Origin of the sequence: Curtobacterium sp. 1544, assembly GCF_040544915.1 — a bacterium.
Classification (GTDB): Bacteria; Actinomycetota; Actinomycetes; order Actinomycetales; family Microbacteriaceae; genus Curtobacterium; species Curtobacterium pusillum_C.
Window position 1 is genome coordinate 25780 of record NZ_JBEPKX010000030.1, and the last position, 26840, is coordinate 52619.

A 26840-nucleotide genomic window follows, 5' to 3' on the forward strand; every position below is an offset into this window, starting at 1 on the left:
TCGCACCGTGCCAGGTCGGGCCCCTACTTCTTGCGACCGCGCCCGGTGTGCGGCTCGATCACGGGGACCCGCACGTCCAGCGACCCGGCATCGATCTGCGCGCGGAACGCCACGATCTCGCCCACCGGGTCGCCGTCGATCTCGAACTCGTCCGGCTTCGTCAGCCGCAGCACGAACTCCTCGCCACGCATGTAGCGCAGCGGCCGCTCCTGCTTCGCCGCCGTGGTGATCCGACGCCCGACGACGGTGTTGCCGAGCGAGGACCGGTGGAACCAGCGCAGGATCGCGTTCTCCCAGAACACCCGCGCGCCGATCCGCACCCAGCCGAAGAACCCACGGGGACGCATCACGACGATGTCGAACACCCCGTCGTCGATCTCGGCGTCGGGCAGGAGCATCGCGTTGGCCTGCAGCATGCCGCAGTTGCCGACGATGACGGAGTGTGCGCGCACGGAGCCGTTGCGCGCCGACTCGTCCAGCCGGTACTTGAACTCGAAGCCGTCGGTGTCCCGCACGGAGCGGAACAGCGAGTCGAGGTAGGCCAACCACCCGACGCGCTTCTTCAGCCCGGGCCGGGTGTTCGCGAGCATCCGGGCGTCGAGCCCGAGGCCAGCCATCACCAGGAAGCCGAACTCGTCGCGGGAGCCGTCGGGACGCTCGACGCCGATCTGCCCGAAGTCGATGGAGCGGTCGTTGCCGGAGAAGATCGCCTTCGCCATGCCGCCGAGGTCGTCGAGCGGCAGCTTCATGTTCCGCGCGAGCAGATTGCCCGTGCCGCTCGGGAGCAGCGCGAGCGAGGCGTCGGAGCCGTGCACCACCTCGGCCACGGCGCGGACGGTGCCGTCTCCGCCGGCAGCGGCGACGACGTCGGCTCCGGCCTCGAGCGCGGCGCGGGCCATCCCGCCGCCCGGGTCTTCCTCGGTCGTCTCGAACCACAGGGTCTCGCCCCAGCCGGCCTCCTGCTGGTGCTTCTCGACGGTTTGCTTGAGGGTCGGCAGGTGGACCTTGACGGGGTTGTAGACCACCGCGGCCGTCCGCTGCTCGGTCTGGAGGGCGTCCTGGTCCGCGGGCGCGGTCTCCGAAGGGGTCGACATGCACCAACGGTACCGATCGGATGCTGCGAGCGGACGCCCGACGTGACCCGGTGACGGACTGGAGGGGGGGGGGGGGGGGGGCCCCCCCCCCCCCCCCCGGCCCCGGGGGGGGGGGGGGGGCCGCCCCCCCCCCGCGCCTCCAGTCCGTCCCTTTAGGATGAAGCGGTGATCGATCCCCAGCTGCTGCGCGACAACCCGGACGTCATCAAGGCCTCGCAGGAGGCGCGCCGCGCCTCCGTGGCCGTCGTCGACGAGGCCGTCGCCGCGGACGCGGCACGGCGGAGCGCGATCACCTCGTTCGAGTCCCTCCGCGCCGAGCAGAACGCCTTCGGCAAGACCGTCGCGAAGGCCCCGAAGGACGAGAAGGCCGCGCTCGTGCAGCAGGCCCAGGCGCTCGCCGCGAAGGTGAAGGAGGCGCAGGCCACCGTCACCGCCGCCGAGGACACGTTCAACAGCGTCGTCCGGTCCATCCCGAACGTCGTCCTGCCCGGCGTTCCCGCCGGTGGCGAGGACGACTTCGTCACGCTCCGCACCGTCGGCACCAAGCCGGAGTTCGACTTCGAACCGAAGGACCACGCGGACCTCGGCGAGCACCTCGGCATCATCGACATCCCGCGCGGCGTGAAGGTCTCCGGCTCACGGTTCTACTTCCTGCGCGGCCTCGGTGCCCGGCTCGAGATCGCCCTCATGTCGCTCGGCCTCGACCGTGCGATCGCCGCCGGCTTCGAACCGCTGATCACCCCGACGCTCGTGCGCCCCGAGACGATGGCGGGCACCGGCTTCCTCGGCGAGCACGCTGCAGAGGTCTACCGGCTCGAGGCCGACGACCTCTACCTGACCGGCACGAGCGAGGTCGCCCTCGCCGGCTTCCACTCGGACGAGATCCTGTCGCTCGACGAGTCGGGCGAGGGGCACCGCTACGCCGGCTGGTCGACCTGCTACCGACGCGAGGCCGGCTCGGCGGGCAAGGACAACCGCGGCATCCTCCGTGTGCACCAGTTCAACAAGCTCGAGATGTTCTCGTACGTGCACCCGGACCAGGCCGAGGCGGAGCACGAGCGCCTCGTGTCGTACCAGGAGCAGATGCTGCAGGACCTCGGGCTGCACTACCGCGTCATCGAGACCGCTGCCGGCGACCTCGGCACGAGCGCGGCGAAGAAGTACGACATCGAGGCCTGGGTGCCGACGCAGGGCACCTTCCGCGAGCTCACCTCGACGTCGAACTGCACCACGTTCCAGGCCCGTCGCCTCGACATCCGCTACCGAACCGAGAGCGGCAAGACCGCTCCCGTCGCCACCCTCAACGGCACGCTCGCGACCACCCGGTGGATCGTCGCGATCCTCGAGACCCACCAGCAGGCCGACGGTTCGGTCGTGGTGCCGGAGGTCCTCCGTCCGTACCTCGGCGGCGTCGAGGTGATCGAACCCCGATGAGCACGCAGGGGCGGTTCGTCGACGGCGGTTCGGGCACCGGCGGTTCCGTGCGCACCAAGCGCTGGCTGGTCGCGCTCGACATCGACGGCACCACCATGCGCGAGGACGGTGTCGTCACCGAGGCCGTGATCGCCGCCCTGCGTGACGTCGAGGCCGTCGGGCACGAGGTCATGCTCTCCACCGGGCGCAGCGAGGGCATGACCGTGCCCCTGCTCGACACGCTCGGCATCGAGCCGAAGTACCTCGTCTGCGCCAACGGTGCGCTGACCCTCGCCCGTCGGCCGGACGGCTCCTACGAGCGGGTGCACGTCGAGAAGTTCGACCCGTCCGAGGTCCTGCAGACCGTGCACGGCGCGCTCGCCAACGCGGCGTTCGGCGTCGAGGACGAGGCCGGGCAGTTCCTGCTCTCCGGCAACTTCCCGGACGACGCCATGACCGTCGCCGGCGAGCACGTCCCGTTCGAACGGCTGCTCGGCGTCGAGGCCACCCGGGTCGTCGTCATCTCGCCCGGGCACGACACCGAGGACTTCCTGCAGGTCGTCGAGCAGATGGGGCTGCACAAGGTCTCGTACTCGGTCGGCTGGACGTCGTGGCTCGACATCGCACCAGAGGGCGTGACGAAGGCCACCGCGATGGAACGCGTCCGCGAGTGGCTCGACATCCCGCGCTCCCGCGTCTTCGCCGCCGGTGACGGTCGGAACGACATCGACATGCTCCGGTGGGCGTCGACCTCGGGCCGCGGGGTCGTCATGGGCCAGGCGCCCGACGACGTCGTGGACGCGGGCAACGAGCTCACCGGCGGCGTCACCGACGACGGCCTGGCGGCCGCGCTCGACTCGCTGCCGCGCTGACGCGCGCAGGTCCGACGGTTCGCGTCGGCGCTGGTTCGTACGGTGCGAGGTTCCGCGCTGCGTGCGCGGGAGCCGGCGTCGCACACTGCGCGAGACCTCGCACGTTGCGTCGGTCCCGCTGCGCAGCCTGGAGGCTCGGCTAGACTTCTCGGGACGCGGTCACGTCTCGCCACGTGGTCGCGTCACGGAGGGTTGTCCGAGCGGCCGATGGAGCCTGTCTTGAAAACAGGTGGGCAGAGATGTCTCGTGGGTTCGAATCCCACACCCTCCGCCAAGGGGACGCGGTCGCGTCCCGCGGTCAGCTGACGAGACCCGCCACCACGTCGTGCACCACGCGAGCAGCCCGCGCGGCCGCTCCGTCGAGGTGTTCCTTGAACTCGTCGCCGTCCGGCGCGCACAGGTCGCTGATGCACCGGACCGAGACGAACGGCATGTCGTGGACGTGCGCGAACTGCGCGATCGCGGCGGACTCCATGTCGACGGCCGCGACCGCGGGGAAGGCCGCGCGGAGGGTGCGCGCTCGACCCTCGGTCACGAAGATCTCGCTCGAGCCGATCGTCGCCGCCCGGATGCGGTACCCGGCGTCGGAGGCGAGCGCGAGTCCGACGAGTCGGTCGTCGGGTTCGTAGCCGGTCGGCATGCCCGGGACCTGGCCGAGTGCGTACCCGAAGGCGGTGGCGTCCGCGTTGAGGTTGACGTAGTGGTCCCCGACGACGACTTCGCCGATCTCGACGCCGTGCATCAGCCCGCCGGCCGTGCCGACGCTGATCACCGGCACGCCCGATCCGAAGTCGTGGAAGGCGTGCGCGACCGCGGCCGTGGCGTTCGCGAACCCGATGCCGCTCCGGCGTACCGCGACCGTGGCTCCGTCGATGTCGAGAAGGTGGTGTTCGTCGTGCCCGCCGACGGGGCCGTCGAGGATCGGGACGCCGTCGAAGAGCGACGCGAACGCGGACACCTCTTCGCTCATGGCAGCGATGACGACCGCGACGGGGGGAGGGAGTTGCACTGCCCGATCTTCGCACGCGCCGCCGACCGTCGGGACACCGGGACGCGTACCGTGCACCGTGCGCGAAGAGATCCAAGGGGCCGGTGTGGTCGAAGTCGTCGAGTACCGAGCGGAGTGGCCGCGGCGCTTCGAGGTGCTCCGGAGGGCGTACGACGATGCACTCCGCGCCGCCGACGTCCCGCACCGCATCGAGCACGTGGGCAGCACCGCCGTCCCCGGCCTCGCGGCGAAACCGGTGATCGACGTCGACGTCATCGTGACCGCCGCCGAGGTCCCAGCGGCCGTCGCAGCCCTCGCGACCATCGGCTTCGAGCCCCGCGGTGACCTCGGCATCCCGGGGCGTCAGGCGTTCCGTACTCCGGACCGCTTCGCGCCGAGCAACACGTACGTCGTCTCAGAGGGGTCGCTCGCGCTGCGGAACCACCTCGCCGTGCGCGACGTCCTGCGTGCCGACGCTGCCCTGCGCGAGGAGTACGCCGCGGTCAAGCGTCAGGCTGCCGCAGCTGCGACGGACATCGACGACTACCTCGAGCAGAAGAGCGAAGTCCTCGTCCGCATCCTCCGCGCGGCCGGGCTCACCGACGACGAGCGCGCGTCGATCACCGCGAGTACCCGCGGCATCACCGGCCGCGGAGCCCACGGCTGACAGCGGTCGGCCCGCGGCGTCTCAGGGCACGAGCGGCTCGTGGGGCCATGGCACGACCAGGTGCCCCTCGGTCAGCTGGAGGGACAGCGCCAACCCGATGCCGGATCCGATGACGAGCCCGACGATCACGAACACCACGATCGAACGACCCCGGCGTCGAGCGAGCCGCGCTGTGATGAGCAGCAGGACCGCCCCCACCAGATGGCCGAGCACGAGTCCGATCACCCCCATGGGGATGCCGGGGTTCGCGCCCGTGCGGTCCGGGGTCGCGCCGCGCGTGGCCTCCTCGGAGGCCAGGTACAGCCAGAGCCACGACCCGCCCCCGCCGACCACCCCGAGCGCGACCGTCACCCAGTACAGCGCCGCCCACCCCGCTGACGTCCATCCCGTCCGTCGCTCCGCGACCGCCCCCGTCGTCACCATGCGGTCATGGTAGCGGCGGGGGCGGCGGTCGCCGAGGTCAGACCGCCGCGGCGAGCCCCGGGTAGAGCGCCTCGAGCGGCGCGCTCAGCCCGGCTCGGACGTCTCGGCTGATCTGGTCGGCCAGCACCTCGTGCTCCCCGGCCTCGACCGCGTCCCAGATCGCGGCGACGATCACCGCGGGGTCGGCCTTCTCGACGTCGAGGTCCGCCGTCATCCCGGTGTCGGTGTACCCGAGGTGCGCGCCGACGACCTGGGTGCCCTGCGGGGCGAGTTCGAGGCGCAGCGAGTTCGTCAGCGACCAGAACGCCGCCTTCGACGCGGAGTACCCGTTGCCGAGCGCGATCCAGCTCAGCACGGAGTGCACGTCGACGAGAGCGCCGCCGGCCAGGGTCGGTGCGAAGGCCTTGGCGACCCGCAGGGCACCGAAGACGTTGGTGGCGAACACCCGCTCGACGTCTTCGACGGAGGTCTCGAGCAACGGGGTCGAGCCGCCGACGCCGGCGTTGTTCACGACGATGGTGGCGTCCGCCGCGGTGCGGGCGGCGGCGTCGACGCTCGCCTGGCTGGTCACGTCGAGGGGGAGGGGGACGATGCGCTCGTCGTCCCAGGTCCGGGGGTTCCGTGCGGTCGCGTAGACCTTGGCGGCGCCGCGGTCGAGGGCCTGCTGCACGAACTCGGCGCCGAGGCCGCCGTTCGCTCCGGTGGCGAGGACGATCGCGTCGGTGAGGTCGGTCATGGGTGCTCCAGTCGAGAGAGGTTGAGTACGGAAACCGAACCTAGCACGTTGTGTCTGCATTCCGAACCCAGATAGGATGACGGCATGCTCGGCATCCTCGGCGGCGACGAGCGCTGCCCCATCGCGCGCTCCCTCGACGTCCTCGGCGAGAAGTGGACGCTCATGATCGTCCGCGACGCCCTCGCCGGCTCGACCCGCTTCAGTCAGTTCCAGCAGAGCCTCGGCATCCCGCGCGAGGTCCTCACCGCCCGTCTCGGCTCCCTCGTCGAGGGCGGCGTGCTCGAACGCACCGCCTACAAGCCGGAGGGCGGTCGCGTCCGTGAGGAGTACGTCCTCACCGACGCGGGGCGCGACCTCTCGCTCGTGCTCCTCGCGCTCGGCGGGTGGGCGGACCGGCACCGCCGCACCGACCTGAAGTCGGACCTCCGGTTCGTCGACGCCGAGACCGACGAGCCGGTCGAGGCTGCCGCCGTGACGCGCGTCGCGCAGCGCCGCGTCCCGCTCGGCGACCTCAAGGCGGTGCTGGGGCACACGTCCGGAACGTGACCAGATGACGGCCGGGAGGCGCGGGTCGGGCCCGCACCGTGCCTCCAGGCCGACAGGTGGGTGCGTCAGCGACGCACGTCGCACCCGCAACTCGCGCCGAGCACCAACGCGGCCGGGACGAGGTCACGGTGCCACTGCTCGCCCGCCACCCGCCCGAGGACCCGGTCGACCGCGCCGGCCGCCATCGCGTCGATCGGCTGTCGCACCGCGGTGAGCTGCGGGTTCGTGAAGTCGGCCTCGGCGGTGCCGTCGAACGACACGATCGCGACGTCCGTCGGCGCGGAGAGCCCGAGCTCGTACAGGGCGCGGAGCACCCCGACTGCCTGCATGTCGGAGCTGACGAACACGGCGCGCGGTCGGTTGGCGGACCCGAACATGCGGAGGCCGGCGGTGTAGCCGCCCGCGCGGGAGAACTCGGTGCGGACGATGGGGCCGTCCTGCACGCCGTGCTCGCGGAGCGCGTCCTGCCAGCCCTGTTCGCGGAGGTCCGTGTCGGAACCCGCGTGCCCGATGACGAGCCCGATCGACGGGTACCCGTGCCCGGCGAGGTGCGCGGTGCCGTCGAACGCGCCGCGGCGGGCGTCCACGCCGGTGCTGGCGAAGTCGGGGACCTCGAAGAAGGTGTTGAGCAGGACCATCGGCAGCCCCGGATCGACGACGGTGGAGAGGTCGGGGCGGGTCATGATGCTCGTGACGATGAGGCCGTCGACCTGGCGGGCGGACAGGCTGCGCATGCGGTCGCGCTCGAGGGCGACGTCGCCGTCGCTGCTCGAGATGAGGACGTCGTAGCCCCGTGCCGCGGCGGCTTGCTCGACGGCGATCGCGACCTCGGACCAGAGCGGGTTGTCGAGCTCGGGGACGATGAGCCCGAGCATCTTCGACGACCCGGTGCGGAGGGCCTGCGCGCTCGCGTTCGGGCGGTACCCGAGGACCCGGATGGCGTCGCGGACCCGGGCTGCCGTCTCGGCGGCGACCGGGCGGGGGCCGTCGTGCACGACGTAGCTGACGACGGAGGTGCTGACGCCCGCGTACCGGGCGACGTCGGCGCGGGTGACCGCCCTCGGGGTCGTCGGGCTGGTCACGGACGCCTCCTGGATCGAGTTCGGGTGCCGATCCGTGCGGATCGGCACCCGAACGACGGTTGTTGTGATCCTAGACGGCGCTCGCACCGCTGGCGGACGCGGCATCGGCCGTCGCGGGGGCGTCGCCGAAGTCCGGCACCTCGAGGCGGACACCGCCCTGCAGTGCGGACTGGTGGGCGATGATCCCGGGCAGCGTGAACCGCGCGGCGGTCCAGGCGTTCACCGGCGGCAGGGTCCGGTCGACGACGGCGCGGACGAAGTCGTCGGCGAGGAACTGGTGGCTGCCCTCGTGTCCGGTCGGGACCCCGGCGTACTCGGCCGGCAGGCGGTCGGTGTCGTGCACCTCGGCGTACCCGGAGACGAACGCGTCGCGGAGCGAGGGGTCGACCCCGGCCAGGCGCGGGTCGTCGAGGTCCATCGTCGCCTTGGTGTTGATCCGGTCGCTGATGTCGTGCGAGTCCTCCTTGTCCTGCCAGACGCTGACCTTGGCGAGCTGCTCGAAGCTGGCCTCGGTGCCGAAGTAGCGGAAGCGGGACTCGCGGATGTGGGACGGGTAGCCGACGCGGCGCATCTCGTTGATGCGCATGACCCCGCCGTTGTCGAGCTCGAACAGGGCGGTGGCGTTCGAGAAGTCGTTGTCGAACTGGCTGACGTCCTTGTCGAACACCCCGTCGCCGCGGTCGTCCTTGACGCCGATGCAGCTGACGCTGACGGCGTGGCCGGGGATGGCGCCGAGGACGCCGCCGACCGAGTGCGTCGGGTAGAGCATGGGCGGGTAGCTGGCGGTCTGCTTCCACTGGTCGCCGCCGCTGAACTGGTACGCGGCGTAGAAGCCGAGGTCCATGTCGTGGACGTAGTCGCCCTCGGCGTAGAAGACGCGGCCGAACGCACCCTCGGCGACCTGCTTCCGCGCGAACACCGTCGCCGGGTTGTAGTAGCTCGTCTCGCCCATCATGTAGGTGAGGCCGGTCTCGCGGACGGCCTCGATGATGGCGCTGATCTCCTCGACCGAGATCGCCATCGGTACGGCCGAGTACACGTGCTTGCCGGCGCGGAGGGCCTTGACCACTAGGGGGCCGTGCGTCCACCGCTGCGTGAAGATCGCCACCGCGTCGACGTCCGAGGCGAGCACGGCGTCGAAGTCGTCGAACGTGCCGTCGAGGTGCTGCGACTCGACGAGTTCCGATGCGCGGTCGTCGACGAGGTCGGTCACGAAGACCCGGTCGACGTCGGGGTGCAGCTTGAACAGCTTCGCGAACTGCGGGGCGAACTGGCCTGCGCCGACCATTCCGACAGAGATCATCAGTGACCTTTCCAGGGGTGTGGGATGCGTCGCCGAGCAGGTCGCTCCGATGCGATCGGGGGCCATCCTGACACGGTTGTCTACTCGTGACAACCCTGACATCGGCGCCAAGAAATCGCTCTTGCCACCGCAAGTCCCCACGTGTAGATTCCCGGCTCACGGACTGCTGCACGTCAGTCCACCGCAGACGAAGGAGTCGCGATGGCCACCGAGAGCCCTGTGTCGTCACCCTTGACGACCACCCGCCCACGGAGCAGGGGAGCCACCCTCGCCCGTGCCCGGACGACCTCGCCGAGGCGTCGACCCCGGAACGACCTCTGGCTCGCACTGGTGTTCATCGCACCGGCGGCGATCGGCTTCGCCGTGTTCCTGGCGTGGCCGACGGTCCGCGGCATCTACCTCAGCTTCACGTCCTACAACCTGCTCACCCCGCCGGAGTTCACCGGCCTGCAGAACTACGTCCGACTCGCGCAGGACTCGATCTTCTGGCACTCGATGGTCGTCACCGTCGAGTACGTCGTCATCAACATCGTGATCCAGACGGTCGTGGCGCTCTTCATCGCCGTGATGATGCACCGCCTGACGAAGTCGACCTTCGTGCGCGGCATCGTCCTCGCGCCGTACCTGGTCTCGAACGTCGTCGCGGCACTCGTCTGGCTGTGGATCCTCGACACCCAGCTCGGCATCGGCAACGAGATGCTCGCCGCCCTGGGCCTCGACCGCATCCCGTTCCTGCAGAGCGACGTGTGGGGCATCCCGTCGATCGCGCTCATCAACGTCTGGCGACACGTCGGCTACACGGCGCTCCTCATCTTCGCCGGCCTGCAGTCGCTGCCCGAGACGGTCTACGAGGCCGGGCGCATCGACGGCGCGAGCGAGTGGAAGATGTTCTGGCGGATCACCGTGCCGCTGCTCCGCCCGATCCTGTCGCTGGTGCTGATCATCACCGTCATCGGGTCGTTCCAGGTGTTCGACACCGTCGCGGTGACCACGCAGGGTGGTCCCGCGAACGCCACGAACGTCGTGCAGAACTACATCTACAACCTGGCCTTCGGCCGGTTCCAGTTCGGCTACGCGTCCGCCGTGTCGGTCGCGCTCCTCATCGTCCTCAGCATCATCACGATCATCCAGTACCGCCTCACCCGCTCGGGTGAGTCGGACCTGGACTGAACGGAGCGTCCGACCATGACCACGACACTCACCCGTTCCGTCACCACGAAGCGTCAGCCCCGTCCGGGCGCCGCGCACCGTCGTCGCCCCTCGATCGGCCGGATCCTCGCGTGGGTCGCGATGATCGCCGTCATCGTGATCACGCTCTTCCCCTTCTACTGGATCCTCCGCACGGCCCTGTCGTCGAACGGCGCGATCAACTCCGACCCGACCTCCCTGCTGCCCGTCGGGTTCAGCCTCGGCGGGTTCGAGCGGGTCTTCGGCCTGCAGTCCACGAAGGAGGCCCTCGAGCAGGGCGGCTCCGGCGCAGCGCTGAACTTCTGGCGCTACCTCGGCAACTCCGTCATCGTCTCGACCCTCGTCACCGTCGGCCAGGTGTTCTTCTCCGCCGCTGCCGCCTACGCCTTCGCCCGCCTGCGCTGGCCCGGACGCGACAAGGTCTTCGCGGTGTTCCTCGCCGGCCTGATGGTCCCCGCGATCTTCACGCTGCTGCCGAACTTCACCCTCATCAAGCAGCTCGGGCTCGTCGACAACCTGCTCGGGATCGCCCTGCCGACGATGTTCATGACCCCGTTCGCGGTGTTCTTCCTGCGGCAGTTCTTCCTCGGCATCTCGAAGGAGGTCGAGGAAGCCGCCCTCATCGACGGCGCCGGCAAGGTCCGGGTGTTCTTCCGCCTGGTGATCCCGATGGCTGCCGCCCCGATCGCCACCCTCGCCGTCCTGACGTACATCACGAGCTGGAACGACTACTTCTGGCCGCTGATGGTCTCGTACACGGACAGTTCACGGGTCCTCACCGTCGCGCTCGGCGTCTTCAAGTCGCAGACCCCGCAGTCCGGCACCGACTGGGCCGGGCTCATGGCCGCGACCCTGGTGGCGGCGCTCCCGATGATCGTGCTGTTCGGCGTCTTCGCCAAGCGCATCGTCAACTCCATCGGCTTCTCCGGAATCAAGTAGGCACCAGATGACCAACTCGCTCTCCCGCCGCGCCCTGTTCGCCGGCGGCGCCTCCGCCCTGGCCCTCGGCGCGCTCACCGCGTGCTCGTCGCCCGGCCGTGGATCCACGTCGCGGAGCGGCACCCGGACCGTCAGCTACTGGCTCTGGGACTCCAACCAGCTGCCCGCCTACCAGGCCGTCGCCGACGCCTTCCACCGCGAGAACCCCGACATCACGGTGAAGATCACGCAGCTCGGGTGGAACGACTACTGGACGAAGCTCACCGCCGGGTTCATCGCCGGCACCGCGCCCGACGTGTTCACCGACCACCTGACGAAGTTCCCGCAGTACTCCGACCTCGACGTGCTCTACAAGCTCGACGAACTCGATGCCACGAAGGGCATCCGGGACGCCGACTACCAATCAGGGCTCGCCGAGCTCTGGAAGGGCAAGGACGGACACCGGTACGGGTCGCCGAAGGACTGGGACACCATCGCGATGTTCTACGACCGGAAGGCGATGGCGAAGGCTGACGTGTCCGACGCCGACCTCGCCGACCTCGAGTGGAACCCCGACGACGGCGGCTCGTTCGAGCGGATGCTCGCCCACCTCACCGTCGACTCCAAGGGGCGGCGCGGGGACGAACGGGGCTTCGACAAGCACGACGTCGCGGTCTACGGCATCTCGTCGAACGGGTCCGGCGGCGACGGCTTCGGGCAGACCCAGTGGTCACCGTTCACCGGGTCGATCGACTGGTTCTACACGAACGAGAACCCCTGGGGCGACAAGTTCCGCTACGACGAGAAGGTCGTGCAGGACACCCTCGCCTGGTACTACCGCCTCGCCGAGAAGGGCTACATGGCGAAGTACGGGGTGTTCTCCACCACCACCGGCCCCGACGTGCAGCTCGGCTCCGGGAAGTGCGCGCTGTCCTTCAACGGCTCGTGGATGATCGGCACGTACCTCGGGATGGAGGACCTCGACATCGCGGTCGCCCCCACGCCCGTCGGACCGGTCGGGCACCGCGCCTCGATGTTCAACGGGCTCGGGGACTCGATCACGAAGCAGGCGAAGGACCCCGAGGCGGCCGCGAAGTGGGTGGCGTACCTCGGCAGCGACGCGGCGCAGACGATCGTCGGCAAGGCAGGCATCGTGTTCCCGGCACGGCCCGCGGGTACCGAAGCAGCGGTCGCGTCGTTCCGGAAGCGGGGGCTGGACGTCTCCGCGTTCACCCGCCAGGTCGAGGAGAAGACCACCTTCCTCTTCCCGGTGACCCGCAACCCCGCGGACGTGCAGGCGCTGCTGCAGCCCGCGTTCGACGACGTGTACGCCAACGGGAAGTCGATCACGACGCTCACCGGCATCAACGAGCAGGTGAACACGCTGCTCGCGCTCACCTGAGCGGCGTGTTCGTCCGCACACCGCAGTCCTCGATGCGGTGTGCGGACGATCCTTGCCCCGTGCCGGGGGCACGACCGAGACTGCGGGCGATGACTTCCCTCGAGACCCTCGTGTACATGTCCGTCGCCGTCGACGACCTGACCGACGACCAGCTGGTGGCCATGCTCCGTGAGGCGCGGCTGACCAACCAGGCGCTCGGGGTCTCGGGCCTGCTCCTGGCGAAGGGTGGCCGGTTCATGCAGGTCCTCGAGGGGCCCGCATGGGCCGTCGAGGACCGCTTCGCCGCGATCGAGCGCGACCCCCGTCACCGCGAGGTGAAGACCGTCTCGCGGGAACGGATCACCGCGCGCCGCTTCGACGGGTGGGCGATGGCCTTCGGGAACCCGTCTGGCACCGAGGTCCGCGACGAACCCGGTTTCAGCACGTTCCTCACTGAGCGCTCCGGACTGCCAGCCGAGCTCTCGGGGTCACCCGCCGACTGGCTGCTGCGGTGGTTCCGTGGACGCGACCTGCAGGACGTCCCCGAGGCGCGGATCACCTTGGCACGGCACGCCGCCTGACGCGGCCACCCCCTGACTGGAGGCGCGGTGCGGGCCCGCACCGGGCCTCCAGTCCGTGAGACTGGTCACGTGGAACGACGTGAGCAGATTCTGCGAGCCGCGGCGGAGGAGTTCGACCGCGCCGGCTTCGCCAGCGCGACGGTGGCGGGCATCGCCCGCACGGCGGGCGTGTCCCAGGGGGCGCTGCACTTCCACTTCCCGACGAAGCTCGCGATGGCGCTCGCCGTCATCGACGAGCAGAACGTCCGCACGTTCGACGTCGTCAGCCACACCGACAGTTCACCCACGTCGGCGCTGATCGGCGCGTCCAGGGGCATCGCCGACCTGCTCCGCACCGATGCGATCGTGCGCGCGGGCATCCGGCTGTCGCTGGAGCGCGGCGAGTTCGCCGCCGCGACCGCGAGCTTCTACGAGCAGTGGATCGCTGGGATCGTCGACGTCTTCCGGCTCGCGGTCGCCGCGGGCGAACTCCGCACGGAGTTGTCCGCCGAACAGCTCGGAGCCACGGTCGTGCCGTACTTCACGGGCGTGCAGCTGGTGTCCGACGTCCGGACCGGGCGGGCCGACCTGTACCCGGCAGTCGCGACGATGTGGCACGTGCTCCTCTCCGGCATCGCTGACCCGCGGCACCGGTCCCGCTTGCTGGGGGTCGTGGCGGAGGCGTTCAGCACACCAGACTGACGGCATGCGCGCTGCCCTCCGATCACTCCACGTCATCGCCACCGTGCTGCTCGCCGTCGGGTTCACGGGACTCGGCATCGCGATGTGGTCGCTGTTCCTCACCGTGGACGACGGCGGCGGGGCGAACATCGGTGCGGGGATCCTCGCGCTGTTCGCGTACGCAGTGGGCGGCGTCGGCCTCGTGCTGCTCGCCGTCACGGGTGTCGTCGCCGGAGTCGCCCGGGCCCGCGGCAGACTGACGGTATGACACTTCCTCGACGCGGATCGACGCCGACGACGTCGACGGAGGGACCGCACCGGCAGGTCGACCAGCTCGCACCGCCCGAGTTGTGGGGTCGCCTGGTCGCGGCCGTGTTCGCGCTGCCGGAGGTCGTCGAGGGCCACAGCCAGGTGTCGCCGGCGAGTTCGCGAGCCGTCTTCCTCACCGACCGCGAGGTCGAGTCGTCCCCCGAGCGGTCCCTCGCTCCCGGGAAGCGGCTCGAACCCGTGCACCTGCACGGCGTCGACGACACGAGCGTGCACCTCGTCCTGCCCGAGGCCCGCGGGCGCGAGCTGGTCGACGTCGGGTGGGCGGAGCCGCACGGCTACGCGGACTTCGGCACGGAGTTCATGGTCTACGGCCCCCGCGACGAGGACGAACTCGCGACGGTCGTCGGCTTCGTCTCGGAGAGCCTGGCATTCGCACGGGGCTGACCACCGATCAGCGGTCGTGGAGCTCGCGATCGCGGAACCACTTCAGCAGCCAGGCGGCGCTCGTGCGGTCGAACGAGCGGGGGAAGTCGACGGTGTCGGTCAGGAACGGGCTGAACCCCTCCTCGGCATCCACGTCCGCGTCGTCGAGCGCACGGTAGGCCATCGACCAGCCGTCGAACCGTCGACGCTCGACGTCCTCGCGGATGAGCGACTTCACCTCACCGTGCCGAGGGTCGCGCGAGATGGCCGCGAACCGGTCGTCGACGCTCCACGCCGGGCCCTCGAGCAGCTGCATGAACCGGCCGTCCTTCGCGAGCAGCAGCCCGGAGACGCCGAGCGCCTCGTTCCGGAGGCGTGCGTCGCGCAGGAGCTGGGCGAGTGCAGCGTCGTCGAACGGGACGGCCGCGCGGCTCATGTAGACGATGGAGACGAGCACGGCTCCATACTGGTGCGGGTCGGGCGCGGGCGCGAACCGCTGTCCGCATACCGTCGCGGGACGCTCGTCGTGCATCGAGCGAGATCCGTCGGGAAACAGCGAGACCCCCGCGCGCACTGTCAGAGCAGGTCGTGGACCCAGTAGTCCAGGTCGGTGTCCTCGCGATCCGGCTCGAGCCGGACGAAACCGGCTGCGGTGAAGAGCCGAGCGCTGGGGGTGTTCCGACGGTCGATCCGAGCGAACGCACCGCACCCGATCGCAGCGTCGTCGCGGACCGAGCGCAGCACGTCGAGTGTCGTCGCGAGCGTCGCGCGTCCCAGGCCCGCACGACGATGCTCGTGCTCCGTCGCGATCGCCAGCACGAGGAGCTGCGTGCCGTCATCGGTCCACCGAAGTGCACGACGCTCGCGAGATCGCCGTCGACGAAGCCGAGAAGCGCATTCTCGGACGAGGGGAGAGCCGGGCGGAGCACTCGGATGTGCGACTGCACCGTGAGCTCCCACGGCCGTTCGTGGATCTTCTCGCGCCGGTGACGATCCCACACCGCCCGTGGCGGGTCCGCACAGGTGAACGACTGGAGAGCGTCCCGGTGCTCCGGGCCGGCGGTGCGCCAGTCGAGAGCGCTACTTCGCTCCACGGCTGGCGAGCCAGCGTTCGATGACGTCCTTCTCGACGGCCGTGAGGGTCTTCCGCGCGACGGTGGCGCGGTACCGAGTCGCGTAGGAATCGCGTTCGCCGTCGGTCAGGCCATCGTCGCCCACGGCTTGCGAGCCGTCGGGTCGAGTGAGCGAGGCGTCCGGGGTCATGGTCACACGGTACGTCATCCCGGCGGTCGCAGCCACGGGTGCGCGGCCGCCTGTGGAGAACTGGATCCGGAGAGGTCGAGACGCCCGGTCAGCGGTCAGGCCCTGGGGCCCGTCGGAACCGGAGCCGCCGGGGCGTCGACCACCGCCCGGCTCCGGGTCGCCGGCGCCGCGAGCAGTGCGACCACCAGCAACGCCGCCGGCACGAGCATCGCCGTCTGCAACCCGAGGTGCTCCCCGAGGAACCCGAGCGCGGGCGGCCCGGCGAGGAACGCGATGTAGCCAGCGGTCGCGACGACGGACACGCGTCGGTCGCCGTCGGTGGGGTGGTCGCCGGCGGCGGAGATCGCGAGGGGGAACCCGAGGGCGATCCCGAGGCCCCACACCCCGGCCGCCGCCGCGGTGAGGACGGGGTTCGGCGACACGACGACGAGCAGGACACCGACGACCCCGACCGCGGCGCACACCCGGATCACGGGCGCGCGTCCGAACCGGGCCACGAGCGGCGTGCCGGCGGACCGGCCGACGAACATGGCGAGGGCGAAGCCGGTGAACACGAGCGAGCCGACCGCCTCCGGAGCGCCGTGGTCGGTCGTCATGAGCAGGGGGAGCCAGTCGCTCGCCGCACCCTCGGCGAAGGCCATCGCCAGCGTGATCACGGCGATGAGCAGCACCTGCCAGGTGATCACCGACCGCAGGCGCGGCGTGGCGACTGCTGCGGCGGAAGGGTCCGGCACGGCCCGGGGGACCGGCCGCAGGTTCACGGCGGCGAAGGTGGCGAGTCCGGCCATCACGACGGCCGCGACGAGCAGGTGCACGACCACGGGGGTGCTGACGGCGGTCAGGACGATGCCGGCGGCGCCACCGATGACGGTGCCGAGGCTGAAGCAGGCGTGCAACACGGGCACGACGGGGCGGGAGAGCTGTCGTTCGACCGCGGCTGCCTCGACGTTGAGACCGATCTCGGCGACGCCCGACCCGAACCCGACGAGGAACAGCCCGGCCCACACCCCGACCGCGACCTGCGCGGGGGCGAGCAGCGCGACGAGGAGCATGCCGGCGACGGGCAGCATCCCGCCGAGCACGATGAGCGGCCGCGTGCCGAGGCGGCGCACGAGCACACCGGCGCCGAGGATCCCGATCATCGAGCCGATCGACAGGCCGAGCAGGACGATGCCCATCGCCTCGATCGACGCCCCGAGCTCGTCACGGACCGCGGGTGTGCGGGTGATCCACGAGGCGATCCCGAACCCGGTCATCGTCGACGTGGCGAAGAGTGCCGCGCGGTGGCGCCCGATCATGGGTCCATCAGAACGTTTCACACGGGCTGAGTCAAGGGATCAGCGCAGCATGCCGAGGGATCGTGCCTCGGACACCGCGGCCGTGCGGGAGGACACCCCGAGCTTCGAGAACACGTGGACCAGGTGCGACTTCACGGTGGCGTCGCTGATGTGCAGGCGCGCGGCGACGTCACCGTTCGAGGCGCCCTCGGCGACGAGCCGCAGCACCTGGATCTCACGGGCCGACAACGCGACCTGCGGTGACCGCACCCGGGCCATCAGCCGCCCGGCGATCGCGGGCGCGAGCGCGCTCTGCCCCGATGCCGCGGCGCGGACTGCTGCGACGAGCTCGTGCGGCGGCGCGTCCTTGAGGAGGTACCCGCTCGCGCCCGCCTCGACCGCGCCGAGGATGTCGCCGTCGGAGTCGTAGTTCGTCAGCACGAGCACGTACGGTGCGGCGTCGAGTGCCCGGATCCGGCGGGTGGCGTCCGCGCCGGTGGCGTCCTGTCCGAACTGCAGGTCCATCAGCACGAGTTCCGGCGTCAGGGACTCGGCGAGGTCGACCGCGGTGGACGGGGTCGACGCTTCGCCCACGACGTCGAGGTCGTCCTCGGCGTCGAGGAGCGCCCGCAACCCGGCCCGGACGACGGGGTGGTCGTCGGCGATGAGGATCCGGATCACGGCACCTCCAGGACGGCGACGAGCGTGGTGCCGCTGCCGGGGTCCGAGGTGATGTCGAGCCGACCGCCGAACTGCCCGACGCGGTCCTCCATGGCACGCAACCCGAACGAGTCGGTCGACCACGCGCGGTCCCGGGCGGTGACCGGCTCGAAACCGACGCCGTCGTCCGTGACCGTGAGTCGCGCCTCCCGTCCGTCCACCGCGAGCGACAGCCGGACGGTCGCCGCGCCTGCGTGCTGCACCACGTTCGCGACCGCGCCCTGGGCGATGCGCAGCAGCGCCGTCTGCACGTCCATCGGCAGCGAGACCTCCGGCACGTCGACCTCCACGGTCAGCCCGTCGCGCGTCCACTGCTGCTCGGCCAGACGCCGCAGCGCTGCACCGAGCCCCTGGTCCAGCGACGGGGGTGTGAGCTCGCGGATGAACCGCCGGGTGTCGGCGAGACCGTCGGCGGCGGTCTCCCTGGCGAGCCGGATGTGCTCGAGCCCGGGGCGCTCGCCGTCGGCACGTTCCGCGGCGTGCAGGAGCATCTGGATGCTCGACAGGCCCTGCGCGACGGTGTCGTGGATCTCCCGCGCGAGTCGCGCGCGCTCGGCGATCACGCCCTGTTCGTGCTCGGTGGCGGCCAGCCGGTCGCGAGTGGCGAGGAGCTCGGCGACGAGGGCTTCGCGCTCGGCGGCCTCCCGCGCGAGCGCCCGGTAGCCGAGACCGATGAGGAGGGCGACCCCCGCACCGACGAGGGGTCCGACGACGCCGCCGACCGTGAACCCGCCGTGGAGTCCGAGCGCGACGACAGCGACGAGGGTCGCGACGACCACGGCGACGGGGCCGACCACGCGCGGCAGGACGTGCAGGTAGAGGAAGAAGAGCGGGAAGACGAGGTACGCGGCCTCGGGCACGAGCACCAGCAGGGCGATCCAGACGAGGGTGAGCGCGAGGATCCAGACGGCTCCCGCGAGTCCTCGACGCGAGGCGCTCCGGGCGACGATCGCGCCGAGCAGGTAGACCCCCGCGAACACGACGGACAGTCCGAGCGGGACCCACGACCCCGGTGCGCCGACGACCACGATGCGGACGACGACGAGTGCGAGGAGCGCGGCGAACAGCACGTGCAGGCCGGTCCGCAGACCGACGAAGACCGGGGTGAGGGTGCTGTGCGCCATGTCCCTCCCAGCGTACGGAGCGGCGGGGCGCGGCGGATCAACCGAAAGTTCGATCGGAGGACCAACCCGGTCGGCGATGTCGTCCCGGCCCGGTCTCGCGAGGCTGGAATCACGGTTGCGGACGGTCCGCGACCGGGAAGGGACCACCGTGTTCGTCGCCTGGCGCGATCTCCGGTTCGCCCGCGGACGCTTCGTGCTCATCGGCTCCGTCGTCGCGCTCATCACCCTGCTCGTGGGGTTCCTCGCTGGACTCACCGGCGGTCTCGCCGCCCAGAACGTCTCGGCCGTGCTGGGCCTGCCGGGCGACCGACTCGTGCTGCAGCAGCCGTCCAGCGGGCAGCCGTCCTTCGGCGAGTCCACGATCGGCCGGGAGGCGCGGGTCGGCTGGCAGACGGCGGCCGGCGTCGACGAGGTGGTCCCGGTGGGCATCGTGCAGGGACGGGCGACCGCGGGTGCGGCTTCGGCCGTCGGCGTCGCGTTGTTCGGGTTGCCGGCTGCTGGTTCCGGTGCCGGCACCGTCGCGGTGCTCGCGCCGGACCGCGACGACGAGGTCGGCCTGTCGGCCGCCGCCGCGTCCGACCTCGGCGTCGGGGTCGGCGACCACGTGACGATCACCGGCACGACCTACCGGGTCGCTTCGGTGGGCGCCGACGCCTGGTACAGCCACACACCGGTGCTCGCGATGACGCCGGACGCCTGGGCTGCTGCCGACCGCCGGCTCGGTGGGGACGGAGCACCGACCGTGCTCGCGGTGAGCGGTTCGCCCGACTGGGACGCCGTGGCCGATCGGACGCACACGTCGGCGGCGTCGCACCTCGGCTCGCTGACGGCGCTCGAGACGTTCAAGTCGGAGGTCGGGTCCCTCGCCCTGATGATCGCGATGCTGTTCGGGGTGTCCGCCCTGGTCGTCGGCGCGTTCTTCACCGTGTGGACGATGCAGCGTGCCGGTGACGTCGCGGTGCTCAAGGCGCTCGGCGCGAGCACGGGGTCGCTCGTCCGCGATGCCCTCGGACAAGCACTCGTCGTGCTCGTCGTCGGCATCGGGGTCGGGACGGCCGCCGTCGTCGGGCTCGGAGCGCTCGCCGGTGGAGCCCTGCCGTTCCTGCTCAGTCCGCTCACCACCCTCGTCCCCGCGGTCGCCATGGCCGCGCTCGGACTCGCCGGAGCGGCCGTCGCCCTCCGGACCGTCACAGCAGCCGACCCCCTCACCGCACTCGGGAGCAACCGATGATCACCCTCGACGACGTCACCCTGACCTTCCCCGACGGCGACCGCCGCGTGACCGCGGTCGACCACGTGTCCCTCACCGCCCGGGCCGGCGTGGTCACCGGGATCACCGGCCCGTCCGGCTCCGGGAAGTCCTCGTTGCTCGCGGTCGCCGCGACGCTCATCCGACCCGACTCCGGGCGGGTGCTGATCGGCGGCGGCTCCGCCGTCGACGCGGCTGCGCTCTCGCCCGGTGAGGCCACCGCGCTCCGTCGGGAGCGGATCGGCATCGTGTTCCAGCAGTCGAACCTGCTGCCGTCGTTGACCGCCCGCGAGCAGGTGCTCGTCATGGCGCACCTCGGCGGCGGGGTCGCCGGTCGTCGCGGGACGGTGACCCGCGCCCGTGTCGACGAGCTGTTGGACGCGGTCGGGCTGTCCGGGCACGCCGACAAGCGCCCGGCGCAACTCTCCGGTGGACAGCGGCAGCGCGTCGCGATCGCCCGGGCGCTCGTGCACGGGCCGGACGTCCTGCTCGTCGACGAACCGACGAGCGCACTCGACCAGGAGCGGGGTGCGGCGATCATGGCCCTCATCGCTCGGCTGACCCACGACCGCGGCACGGCGACCATGCTCGTGACGCACGACATGGTGCACCGGGACGTGCTCGACGAACTCGTGACGATGGTCGACGGGCGGGTGGTCGACACGGTGCCCGCGGCTTCCGTGGCTTCCGTGGCTTCCGCGGCTCCGGCGTCTCGCGCGGCTGCCGCGGTGGACGCCGCCTAGGATCGGGCACATGGCGACCGTCCTCCTCGTCCGGCACGGACGCACCACCGCGAACGCGACCGGCCTGCTCGCCGGACGGACAGCGGGGGTGGCGCTCGACGCCGTCGGACGACAGCAGGCCGCGCGCACGGCTGAACGGATCGCCGCGGTGCCCCTCGCCGCGGTGGTGTCCAGCCCCCTCGAGCGCTGCCGGCAGACCTCCCGCGCGGTGCTCGAACGCCACCCGGGCACGCCCCGTACCCGCATCGAACGGGCGATCACCGAGTGCGACTACGGCGACTGGCAGGGGCGGAAGCTCGCCGACCTCGCGAAGGAGCCCCTCTGGCGGACCGTCCAGGCGAACCCGAGCGCAGTGGTGTTCCCGGGCGGTGAGTCCATGCAGGGCATGCAGTCCCGCGCGGTCGCGGCGATCCGGCGCATCGATGCCGAGGTCGAGGCGGCACACGGGCCGAACGCCGTGTGGGTCGCGGTGAGCCACGGCGACGTCATCAAGTCCGTGCTCGCCGACGCCCTCGGCATGCACCTCGACCTGTTCCAGCGGATCGCGGTCGGCCCGGCGTCGGTGTCCATCGTGCGCTACGGGGAGCACCGGCCCGAGGTCGTCGCGTCGAACACCGAGTCCGGTGACCTCGCCTGGCTCGCCGCCGCTCCCGCGCCGTCCGGGGACGCGGCGGTCGGCGGTGGTGCCGGTCACGGGGACGGGACGACGGCTGCGACCGAGACGGGTACCGACCGGGCCTGAACGCGTGTCGGCCGGCGCTCCTACAATGCGGGTATGCCCACCATCGTGCACGGCTTCGACTGGCCGGACCGTCTCGTCGTCGGGACCGTCGGCCTCCCGGGCGAGCGGTCCTTCTACCTCCAGGCGCGCGACGGCCGCCGTGTGACGAGCGTCGCGCTCGAGAAGGAGCAGTCGGCGGTCCTCGCGGACAAGATCGACGAGCTCCTCGACGAGGTCGCCACGGTGGAGGACAACCGCTTCAGCGTTCCGCCGTCGGCTCCGACCGAGCTCCACGACGGTGCGCCGCTCGACCAGCCGGTCGAGGCGGAGTTCCGCGCGGGTGCCCTGAGCCTCGGGTTCGACCCGGCGACCGCGCAGGTGGTCATCGAGGCGTACCCGATCGACGACGAGATCGAGATCGTGGCGGAGACGGACGAGGACGGCGAGGAGATCGAGGCCGTCGTCGAGATCCCCGAACCCGCCGAGCTGTTCCAGGTGAAGATCCCGGTCGGCACCGCCCGCGCGTTCGTCGCGCGCACCCGCGAGATCGTCGCTGCCGGCCGTCGTCCCGGCGACGCATGAGCGACGGATCCCTGTCCATCCGGGCACGCATCCGCGAAGCATCCAACGCCACGTTCCTGGCCGACCTCGACGGCGAACCCGTGGTCTACAAGCCCATCGAGGGGGAGCGCCCGCTGTGGGACTTCCCCGACGGCACGCTGGCCGACCGGGAGGTCGCCGCGTACCTGGTTTCCGAGGCGTTCGGGTGGGGCGTCGTCCCGCCGACGTGGATGGGCGACGGGCCGTTCGGTCGGGGCATGGTCCAGCGCTGGCAGGACGTCGACCCCGAGCAGGACGCCGTGGACCTCGTCCCCACCGAGGACGCCGACGCCGAGGACACTCCGTGGCTGCCCGTGCTCGAGGCGATCGACGAGCAGGACCGTCCGGTGACCCTGGTGCACGAGGACAGCACGACGCTCCGGCGGATGGCCGTGTTCGACGTCGTCGTGAACAACGCCGACCGGAAGGGCGGGCACGTGCTCGCCATGCCCGACGGACACCGGTTCGGCGTCGACCACGGGCTCGCGTTCCACGTCGAGCACAAGCTCCGCACGGTGCTGTGGGGGTGGATCGGGGAGCCGCTCGACGCCGACGAACTCGAGGGCATCGACCGTGTGACCGAGGCGCTGCACGGTGACCTCGGGGCCGCACTCGACGAGCACCTCACGGTCGCCGAGGTGGACACGCTCCGCGCACGGTGCGCCGCGCTCCGGGCGGTCGCGGTCTTCCCACCGCCCGCCGGGCACGGTCCCGCGGTGCCCTGGCCGTTGTTCTAGCGCCGACACCGACGGAGATCGGGTCGGTGGGCTCCGTCGGGTACAGAGCCCACCGACCCGCACCGCGCCCCGCCTGCCGGGGCGCGGATACCCGTGGCAGGTCTGGCGGCGAGCGCCGTTGCTCTCCGGGACTCCACGGGGGTCGGCCGGTCGAGGGCGGATCAGGTGCACTCGGTCGGCCGGGTCCACGCACGCCGATGTCGTCGGTGCGCGTGGAACGGTGGTCGCGGCCGGGGTCTGGGGCAGCTGTGGCGACAGCATACGACCGGGGGTGCCGTCCGCAACAGGGTCCGTACCGGAAGCCGCGGTTCAGGACCCCCAGGGGTCGCGGCCGTACCCGTCGAAGAGCGGTGTGCCGCCCCGTCGGGACCCGAGGTACGACCCGACCACCGCGACCCCGAGGTCGTCGTTCTCCGGCGCCACCACGGTCCCGTCGACCCGCTTCGCCATCGCGTCGATGAACCGCGCGAGGCCGGGGTCGTCACCGAGTCGGAAGAACGTCGTCTGCGCGCCGAGACGTCCGGCGTTCTCGAGTTCCCGGACGGACAGCGCGATCGTGATCGGGTCCGGCGGGTAGCCGAACCACACCTGGCCGTTCGGTTCGAGGTGCGACGTGGGCTCGCCGTCGGTGACGATGAGCAGCACGGGCTGGGCGGTCGGGTGCTTCCGGAAGTGCCGGTTCGCGAGCAGCAGCGCGTGGTGCAGGTTGGTCCCCTTGTCCCACATGGCGTCGAGGCCGACGAGCTGCTCGATGTCCATCACCTCGGCCTCGCGTCCGAAGGCGATCAGCTGCAGGTCGTCCCCGCGGAACCGGGTCGACACGAGGGTGTGCAGCGCGAGGGCGGTGCGCTTCATGGGAACCCAGCGGTCCTCCATCGCCATCGAGAACGAGGTGTCGACGAGCAGCGCCACGCAGGCCTGGGTCCGCGCCTCGGTCTCCTGCACCTCGACGTCGTCGATCTCGAGCCGGACGCCGGGGCCCATCCGACCGGACGCGGCCGTGCGGGTGAGGGCGTTCGTGATGGACCGCGTCACGTCCCACGGCTCGGTGTCGCCGTACTGCCACTGTCTGGTCGAGCCGGACGGCTCCCCGGCGGCACCGGAGCGTCGGAGGTCCCGTGCACCCTGTCGGCCGGACATCCGTTCGGCGACGTCCTTGAGCAGGCTCTTGCCGAGCTGCCGCATCGCCTTCGGGGTGAGCCGGAGCGCGCCGTCCGCGCCCCGGCGCATCGCTCCCGAGTTCCGCAGCGCCTTCTCGAGCCGCTGCAGGGTCTGCGCGTCGACGGCGGCTTCGGCACCGAGCTGGCGGGCGAGGGCGTCGAGGTCGAGGTCGTCCAGGTCGGAGCCCGGGCCGGACTGCGCGATCTGGTCGGCGAGAGCATCGAGGTCGGCGATGTCCTGGAACACGCCGGTGCCGTCGCCGAGCCCGAGCCCCTGCTCGCCCTCCATCCGCTCGGACCCGCCCCAGTCCTCGCCCGGCCGGAGTGCGCGGAGCGTGTCGTCGAGCTGGGAGAGCTGGCCCATGAGGTCGGGGGAGCCGAACGCCTGCTGCGCGAGGGCGTCGAGTTCGTCGCGTTGCTCCCGGGTCATCGAGTTCCGCATCCGCTGAGCGGCGGCGGCCCGGGCGGCGAGGTCGTCGAGCAGCTCCTCGACGTCCTGCGGGTTCGACGGGAAGTACTGCCCGTGCTGCGCCATGAACGCGTCGAACTGCTCGGGGGTGTCCTCGCCGCGGGCGTGCGCCTCGAGCAGTGCGTTGAGGTCGCGCATCATCGCGGCGACGTCCTCGCGGTCCTGGTCGGTGGCGCCCTCGAGCGCCTGCTTCATGCCCGCGAAGCGCTGGTCGAGCACCTCGCGGCCGAGCAGGTCCTTGATCTCCTCGTACTTCTGGCGGGCGGTGGGGCTCTTCCAGTCGTAGCTGCTGAGTTCCTGGACGGCTGACGCCGGCGACGGGGAGAGGCTGTCGAGCTGCATCTGGGCGAGCGCACGGTCGCCGTCGTCGAGGTCGGTGTCGCGCGCGAGCTGGCCGCGTTCGGCGAGCACGGCTTCGTCGAGCAGCTGCTTGACCTGCTGCAGCGTGCCGTCGAGGTTGTTCTTGCTCGTCAGCTCACGGCGTCGTTCGGCCACGCGACGGGCCAGGTCGTCCAACCCGCGCTGGTCCCGACCACCGCGCCGCAGGTACTCCCGGATGGCGCGCTCGGGCGACGTGCCGCCCATCACGTCCTCGCCGATGGCGTCGAGCGCCTCGGCCAGGTCGACCGGGGGAGCGAGCGGGTCGGGCCCGTCCTCGTACTTGCCGTACCGGGCGTCGCGCGCCAGCCGTCGGTTCTGCCTAGCCATAGACGGCTTCGCCCCCGCCGGACTCCTTGCTGATGCGTCGGGCCAGGTACAGCCCCTCGAGTGCGAGTTCGATCGCGCCGGCCCGCTCGCCGTCGTTCGTCGCCCCGAGGCGTTCGCAGACCTGGTCGTACAGGTCGGACTCGCCGATGCTCGGCAGGCCCTCGAGGAACGCCCGAGCGCTGACCTGCTCGCCGGTGGTCACCATCGTGCCGCCGTCGAGCGCTTCGACGAGGACCGCGAAGTCCAGCCCGCGGAACCGGGAGCGGACCGTCTCGGCGGTCGCGGTGCGGAGCAGGTGCTCGAGTACTTCGTCGGCGCGGTCCTCTTCTCCGTTCTCGAACTCGATCTTGCCGCCGAGCACGTCGACCGCCGTCTCGAGGTCGATCGGACGAGCCACCGCGTGCTCCTCGCCCTGACGAGCGGCACGGTGGACGGCCGCGGCGGAGATGGTCTCGGCGCCGGCGATCGCGAACCGGGCACTGACACCACTGCGCTGGTCGACCGCGCTCGACCCGCGCAGGGCCCGCGTGAACCGGGCGAGGATCTCGACCAGCGCGTCCGGTACGTCGGCAGTGAGCTGGGCCTCCTGCCGGATGACGGCGATCTCGTCCTCGAGCTCGATCGGGTAGTGCGTGCGGATCTCGGCGCCGAAGCGGTCCTTGAGCGGGGTGATGATCCGGCCGCGGTTCGTGTAGTCCTCGGGGTTGGCGCTCGCGACCACGAGCACGTCGAGCGGCAGCCGCAGGACGTACCCGCGGATCTGCACGTCGCGCTCCTCCATCACGTTGAGCATCGCGACCTGGATGCGCTCGGCGAGGTCGGGCAGCTCGTTGATGGCGACGATGCCGCGGTGGCCGCGGGGGACCAGGCCGAAGTGGATGGTCTCCGGGTCGCCGAGGCTGCGGCCTTCGGCGACCTTCATGGGGTCGACGTCGCCGATGAGGTCCGCGACGGACGTGTCCGGCGTCGCGAGCTTCTCGACGTAGCGGTCGTCGCGGTGCCGCCAGCTGATCGGGAGCGCGTCGCCGAGGTCCTCGGCACGTCGGATGCTCGCGGTCGTGATCGGTTCGTACGGGTGTTCGCCGAGTTCGGAGCCGGTGATGACCGGCGTCCACTCGTCGAGCAGGCCCTGCAGGGTGCGCAGCAGACGGGTCTTGCCCTGTCCGCGTTCGCCGAGCAGGACGACGTCGTGCCCGGCGATGAGCGCGCGTTCGAGCTGGGGGACGACGGTGGTGGCGAAGCCGTGCAGGCCGGGCCAGGGGTCGCGGCCCTCGCGGAGGGCGCTGAGCAGGTTGTCGCGGATCTCGGCGCGGACCGTCTTCTGGACGTGGCCAGAGGTGCGGAGCTCGCCGACCGTTCGGATGTCGGGTCGGGTCACCTCTTCGACGCTACGCCGCGTTCGCGAAAGCGACCGGAAGACGGCCCGGGGGGGGCGGGGGGGGGCCCCCCCCCCCCCCCCCCCCGCCCCGGGGGGGGGGGGGGCGGCCGCGGCGGGGGGGCGATAGAGGGGACCCCCCCCCACAC

Annotated in this window: 30 protein-coding genes and 1 tRNA gene; 17 read left to right on the forward strand and 14 right to left on the reverse strand. The window is 71.4% G+C overall.

Going from position 1 to position 26840, the window contains the following annotated elements; genetic code table 11:
* Positions 1 to 23: 23 nt before the first annotated feature.
* Positions 24 to 1094, reverse strand: coding sequence for a diacylglycerol/lipid kinase family protein (locus ABIC61_RS15200; RefSeq protein ID WP_354030596.1), 1071 nt, complete (start codon positions 1092 to 1094; stop codon positions 24 to 26).
* A 165-nt stretch (positions 1095 to 1259) separates the two neighbouring features.
* Here ABIC61_RS15200 and serS point away from each other — a divergent pair, with 165 nt between their 5' ends.
* The 3 genes from serS (at position 1260) to ABIC61_RS15215 (ending at position 3653) form a co-directional block, all read left to right on the forward strand.
* Positions 1260 to 2528 carry a serine--tRNA ligase gene (gene serS, locus ABIC61_RS15205; protein ID WP_144751243.1) on the forward strand — a complete coding sequence of 423 codons (1269 nt, stop codon included), beginning with the start codon at positions 1260 to 1262 and terminating at the stop codon, positions 2526 to 2528.
* Complete coding sequence (locus ABIC61_RS15210) at positions 2525 to 3379, forward strand: HAD family hydrolase (protein ID WP_354030597.1); 855 nt, start codon at positions 2525 to 2527, stop codon at positions 3377 to 3379. Before serS ends, ABIC61_RS15210 begins: the two co-directional genes overlap by 4 nt.
* Before the next feature lie 186 nt (positions 3380 to 3565).
* Positions 3566 to 3653: transfer RNA gene (locus ABIC61_RS15215), tRNA-Ser, on the forward strand.
* 24 nt (positions 3654 to 3677) lie between these two features.
* Here ABIC61_RS15215 and mtnN read toward each other — a convergent pair.
* Positions 3678 to 4388, reverse strand: coding sequence for a 5'-methylthioadenosine/S-adenosylhomocysteine nucleosidase (gene mtnN, locus ABIC61_RS15220; RefSeq protein ID WP_354030598.1), 711 nt, complete (start codon positions 4386 to 4388; stop codon positions 3678 to 3680).
* A gap of 85 nt (positions 4389 to 4473) precedes the next feature.
* Between mtnN and ABIC61_RS15225 the strand changes: the two genes are divergently transcribed.
* Positions 4474 to 5034 (forward strand): GrpB family protein, encoded by a 561-nt coding sequence (locus tag ABIC61_RS15225; protein ID WP_354030599.1) that lies wholly within the window; start codon positions 4474 to 4476, stop codon positions 5032 to 5034.
* 21 nt (positions 5035 to 5055) lie between these two features.
* Here the strand turns inward: ABIC61_RS15225 and ABIC61_RS15230 are convergent, their stop codons facing one another.
* Positions 5056 to 5457 carry a hypothetical protein gene (locus ABIC61_RS15230; RefSeq protein ID WP_354030600.1) on the reverse strand — a complete coding sequence of 134 codons (402 nt, stop codon included), beginning with the start codon at positions 5455 to 5457 and terminating at the stop codon, positions 5056 to 5058.
* Positions 5458 to 5494: 37 nt separating this feature from the next.
* Positions 5495 to 6193 carry an SDR family oxidoreductase gene (locus tag ABIC61_RS15235; RefSeq protein WP_354030601.1) on the reverse strand — a complete coding sequence of 233 codons (699 nt, stop codon included), beginning with the start codon at positions 6191 to 6193 and terminating at the stop codon, positions 5495 to 5497.
* A gap of 84 nt (positions 6194 to 6277) precedes the next feature.
* Here ABIC61_RS15235 and ABIC61_RS15240 point away from each other — a divergent pair, with 84 nt between their 5' ends.
* Positions 6278 to 6739, forward strand: a complete 462-nt coding sequence (locus ABIC61_RS15240) for a winged helix-turn-helix transcriptional regulator (protein ID WP_354030602.1) — start codon at positions 6278 to 6280, stop codon at positions 6737 to 6739.
* Positions 6740 to 6804: 65 nt separating this feature from the next.
* Here the strand turns inward: ABIC61_RS15240 and ABIC61_RS15245 are convergent, their stop codons facing one another.
* Positions 6805 to 7869: a LacI family DNA-binding transcriptional regulator gene (locus ABIC61_RS15245; protein ID WP_354030603.1), complete on the reverse strand. Its 1065-nt coding sequence runs from the start codon at positions 7867 to 7869 to the stop codon at positions 6805 to 6807.
* Positions 7870 to 7891: 22 nt separating this feature from the next.
* The gene (locus tag ABIC61_RS15250) at positions 7892 to 9124 is read right to left on the reverse strand and encodes a Gfo/Idh/MocA family protein (RefSeq protein WP_502908819.1); all 1233 of its coding nucleotides are present in this window, start codon (positions 9122 to 9124) and stop codon (positions 7892 to 7894) included.
* A 201-nt stretch (positions 9125 to 9325) separates the two neighbouring features.
* Between ABIC61_RS15250 and ABIC61_RS15255 the strand changes: the two genes are divergently transcribed.
* The 7 genes from ABIC61_RS15255 to ABIC61_RS15285 all read left to right on the forward strand — a co-directional run bounded on the left by ABIC61_RS15255 (position 9326) and on the right by ABIC61_RS15285 (position 14566).
* On the forward strand, positions 9326 to 10294 hold the full coding sequence (locus tag ABIC61_RS15255; protein WP_354030604.1) for a carbohydrate ABC transporter permease: 969 nt from the start codon (positions 9326 to 9328) through the stop codon (positions 10292 to 10294).
* Positions 10295 to 10309: 15 nt separating this feature from the next.
* The gene (locus ABIC61_RS15260; RefSeq protein ID WP_176505504.1) at positions 10310 to 11251 is read left to right on the forward strand and encodes a carbohydrate ABC transporter permease; all 942 of its coding nucleotides are present in this window, start codon (positions 10310 to 10312) and stop codon (positions 11249 to 11251) included.
* 7 nt (positions 11252 to 11258) lie between these two features.
* Positions 11259 to 12632 carry an ABC transporter substrate-binding protein gene (locus tag ABIC61_RS15265; RefSeq protein WP_354030605.1) on the forward strand — a complete coding sequence of 458 codons (1374 nt, stop codon included), beginning with the start codon at positions 11259 to 11261 and terminating at the stop codon, positions 12630 to 12632.
* Positions 12633 to 12721: 89 nt separating this feature from the next.
* On the forward strand, positions 12722 to 13192 hold the full coding sequence (locus tag ABIC61_RS15270; RefSeq protein ID WP_354030606.1) for a BLUF domain-containing protein: 471 nt from the start codon (positions 12722 to 12724) through the stop codon (positions 13190 to 13192).
* A gap of 69 nt (positions 13193 to 13261) precedes the next feature.
* Positions 13262 to 13873, forward strand: a complete 612-nt coding sequence (locus ABIC61_RS15275; RefSeq protein WP_354030607.1) for a ScbR family autoregulator-binding transcription factor — start codon at positions 13262 to 13264, stop codon at positions 13871 to 13873.
* A gap of 4 nt (positions 13874 to 13877) precedes the next feature.
* Positions 13878 to 14120 carry a hypothetical protein gene (locus ABIC61_RS15280; RefSeq protein ID WP_354030608.1) on the forward strand — a complete coding sequence of 81 codons (243 nt, stop codon included), beginning with the start codon at positions 13878 to 13880 and terminating at the stop codon, positions 14118 to 14120.
* Positions 14117 to 14566: a luciferase domain-containing protein gene (locus ABIC61_RS15285; protein WP_354030609.1), complete on the forward strand. Its 450-nt coding sequence runs from the start codon at positions 14117 to 14119 to the stop codon at positions 14564 to 14566. The genes ABIC61_RS15280 and ABIC61_RS15285 overlap by 4 nt, the downstream gene beginning before the upstream one ends.
* Before the next feature lie 7 nt (positions 14567 to 14573).
* Here ABIC61_RS15285 and ABIC61_RS15290 read toward each other — a convergent pair whose 3' ends face one another.
* From ABIC61_RS15290 to ABIC61_RS15315, 6 genes are all read right to left on the reverse strand, one after another.
* Positions 14574 to 15002: a BLUF domain-containing protein gene (locus ABIC61_RS15290; RefSeq protein ID WP_354030610.1), complete on the reverse strand. Its 429-nt coding sequence runs from the start codon at positions 15000 to 15002 to the stop codon at positions 14574 to 14576.
* A 119-nt stretch (positions 15003 to 15121) separates the two neighbouring features.
* The gene (locus ABIC61_RS15295; RefSeq protein WP_354030611.1) at positions 15122 to 15364 is read right to left on the reverse strand and encodes a GNAT family N-acetyltransferase; all 243 of its coding nucleotides are present in this window, start codon (positions 15362 to 15364) and stop codon (positions 15122 to 15124) included.
* A 261-nt stretch (positions 15365 to 15625) separates the two neighbouring features.
* Positions 15626 to 15808 (reverse strand): hypothetical protein, encoded by a 183-nt coding sequence (locus ABIC61_RS15300; protein ID WP_145954365.1) that lies wholly within the window; start codon positions 15806 to 15808, stop codon positions 15626 to 15628.
* Positions 15809 to 15903: 95 nt separating this feature from the next.
* The gene (locus ABIC61_RS15305) at positions 15904 to 17106 is read right to left on the reverse strand and encodes an MFS transporter (protein ID WP_354030612.1); all 1203 of its coding nucleotides are present in this window, start codon (positions 17104 to 17106) and stop codon (positions 15904 to 15906) included.
* 39 nt (positions 17107 to 17145) lie between these two features.
* Positions 17146 to 17766, reverse strand: a complete 621-nt coding sequence (locus ABIC61_RS15310; RefSeq protein ID WP_354030613.1) for a response regulator — start codon at positions 17764 to 17766, stop codon at positions 17146 to 17148.
* Positions 17763 to 18929 carry a sensor histidine kinase gene (locus tag ABIC61_RS15315; RefSeq protein WP_354030614.1) on the reverse strand — a complete coding sequence of 389 codons (1167 nt, stop codon included), beginning with the start codon at positions 18927 to 18929 and terminating at the stop codon, positions 17763 to 17765. The genes ABIC61_RS15310 and ABIC61_RS15315 overlap by 4 nt, the downstream gene beginning before the upstream one ends.
* 148 nt (positions 18930 to 19077) lie before the next feature.
* Here ABIC61_RS15315 and ABIC61_RS15320 point away from each other — a divergent pair, with 148 nt between their 5' ends.
* Genes ABIC61_RS15320 through ABIC61_RS15340 form a run of 5 tightly spaced genes read left to right on the forward strand, consistent with a single transcriptional unit; the run spans position 19078 to position 22979 of the window.
* Positions 19078 to 20160: an FtsX-like permease family protein gene (locus ABIC61_RS15320; RefSeq protein ID WP_354030615.1), complete on the forward strand. Its 1083-nt coding sequence runs from the start codon at positions 19078 to 19080 to the stop codon at positions 20158 to 20160.
* On the forward strand, positions 20157 to 20921 hold the full coding sequence (locus ABIC61_RS15325) for an ABC transporter ATP-binding protein (protein WP_354030616.1): 765 nt from the start codon (positions 20157 to 20159) through the stop codon (positions 20919 to 20921). The genes ABIC61_RS15320 and ABIC61_RS15325 overlap by 4 nt, the downstream gene beginning before the upstream one ends.
* A 10-nt stretch (positions 20922 to 20931) precedes the next feature.
* Positions 20932 to 21663, forward strand: a complete 732-nt coding sequence (locus ABIC61_RS15330; RefSeq protein ID WP_354030617.1) for a histidine phosphatase family protein — start codon at positions 20932 to 20934, stop codon at positions 21661 to 21663.
* Between the two features lie 33 nt (positions 21664 to 21696).
* Positions 21697 to 22224, forward strand: a complete 528-nt coding sequence (locus ABIC61_RS15335; RefSeq protein WP_354030618.1) for a DUF3090 domain-containing protein — start codon at positions 21697 to 21699, stop codon at positions 22222 to 22224.
* Positions 22221 to 22979 (forward strand): SCO1664 family protein, encoded by a 759-nt coding sequence (locus tag ABIC61_RS15340; protein WP_354030619.1) that lies wholly within the window; start codon positions 22221 to 22223, stop codon positions 22977 to 22979. The genes ABIC61_RS15335 and ABIC61_RS15340 overlap by 4 nt, the downstream gene beginning before the upstream one ends.
* A gap of 309 nt (positions 22980 to 23288) precedes the next feature.
* Here ABIC61_RS15340 and ABIC61_RS15345 read toward each other — a convergent pair whose 3' ends face one another.
* The gene (locus ABIC61_RS15345) at positions 23289 to 25316 is read right to left on the reverse strand and encodes a vWA domain-containing protein (protein WP_354030620.1); all 2028 of its coding nucleotides are present in this window, start codon (positions 25314 to 25316) and stop codon (positions 23289 to 23291) included.
* Positions 25309 to 26694: a MoxR family ATPase gene (locus ABIC61_RS15350; RefSeq protein WP_354030621.1), complete on the reverse strand. Its 1386-nt coding sequence runs from the start codon at positions 26692 to 26694 to the stop codon at positions 25309 to 25311. The genes ABIC61_RS15345 and ABIC61_RS15350 overlap by 8 nt, the downstream gene beginning before the upstream one ends.
* Positions 26695 to 26840 lie beyond the last annotated feature (146 nt).

Coding starts and splice junctions, on each gene's coding strand:
- ABIC61_RS15230 (WP_354030600.1), bottom strand. CDS start 5,457: ATGGTGACGACGGGGGCGGTCGCGGAGCGACGGACGGGATGGACGTCA.
- ABIC61_RS15265 (WP_354030605.1), top strand. CDS start 11,259: ATGACCAACTCGCTCTCCCGCCGCGCCCTGTTCGCCGGCGGCGCCTCC.
- ABIC61_RS15305 (WP_354030612.1), bottom strand. CDS start 17,106: ATGATCGGGCGCCACCGCGCGGCACTCTTCGCCACGTCGACGATGACC.
- ABIC61_RS15330 (WP_354030617.1), top strand. CDS start 20,932: ATGGCGACCGTCCTCCTCGTCCGGCACGGACGCACCACCGCGAACGCG.
- ABIC61_RS15335 (WP_354030618.1), top strand. CDS start 21,697: ATGCCCACCATCGTGCACGGCTTCGACTGGCCGGACCGTCTCGTCGTC.
- ABIC61_RS15240 (WP_354030602.1), top strand. CDS start 6,278: ATGCTCGGCATCCTCGGCGGCGACGAGCGCTGCCCCATCGCGCGCTCC.
- ABIC61_RS15285 (WP_354030609.1), top strand. CDS start 14,117: ATGACACTTCCTCGACGCGGATCGACGCCGACGACGTCGACGGAGGGA.
- ABIC61_RS15210 (WP_354030597.1), top strand. CDS start 2,525: ATGAGCACGCAGGGGCGGTTCGTCGACGGCGGTTCGGGCACCGGCGGT.
- ABIC61_RS15270 (WP_354030606.1), top strand. CDS start 12,722: ATGACTTCCCTCGAGACCCTCGTGTACATGTCCGTCGCCGTCGACGAC.
- ABIC61_RS15255 (WP_354030604.1), top strand. CDS start 9,326: ATGGCCACCGAGAGCCCTGTGTCGTCACCCTTGACGACCACCCGCCCA.
- ABIC61_RS15250 (WP_502908819.1), bottom strand. CDS start 9,124: ATGATCTCTGTCGGAATGGTCGGCGCAGGCCAGTTCGCCCCGCAGTTC.
- ABIC61_RS15235 (WP_354030601.1), bottom strand. CDS start 6,193: ATGACCGACCTCACCGACGCGATCGTCCTCGCCACCGGAGCGAACGGC.
- ABIC61_RS15315 (WP_354030614.1), bottom strand. CDS start 18,929: ATGGCGCACAGCACCCTCACCCCGGTCTTCGTCGGTCTGCGGACCGGC.
- ABIC61_RS15300 (WP_145954365.1), bottom strand. CDS start 15,808: ATGACCCCGGACGCCTCGCTCACTCGACCCGACGGCTCGCAAGCCGTG.
- ABIC61_RS15200 (WP_354030596.1), bottom strand. CDS start 1,094: ATGTCGACCCCTTCGGAGACCGCGCCCGCGGACCAGGACGCCCTCCAG.
- ABIC61_RS15280 (WP_354030608.1), top strand. CDS start 13,878: ATGCGCGCTGCCCTCCGATCACTCCACGTCATCGCCACCGTGCTGCTC.
- ABIC61_RS15345 (WP_354030620.1), bottom strand. CDS start 25,316: ATGGCTAGGCAGAACCGACGGCTGGCGCGCGACGCCCGGTACGGCAAG.
- ABIC61_RS15260 (WP_176505504.1), top strand. CDS start 10,310: ATGACCACGACACTCACCCGTTCCGTCACCACGAAGCGTCAGCCCCGT.
- ABIC61_RS15340 (WP_354030619.1), top strand. CDS start 22,221: ATGAGCGACGGATCCCTGTCCATCCGGGCACGCATCCGCGAAGCATCC.
- ABIC61_RS15325 (WP_354030616.1), top strand. CDS start 20,157: ATGATCACCCTCGACGACGTCACCCTGACCTTCCCCGACGGCGACCGC.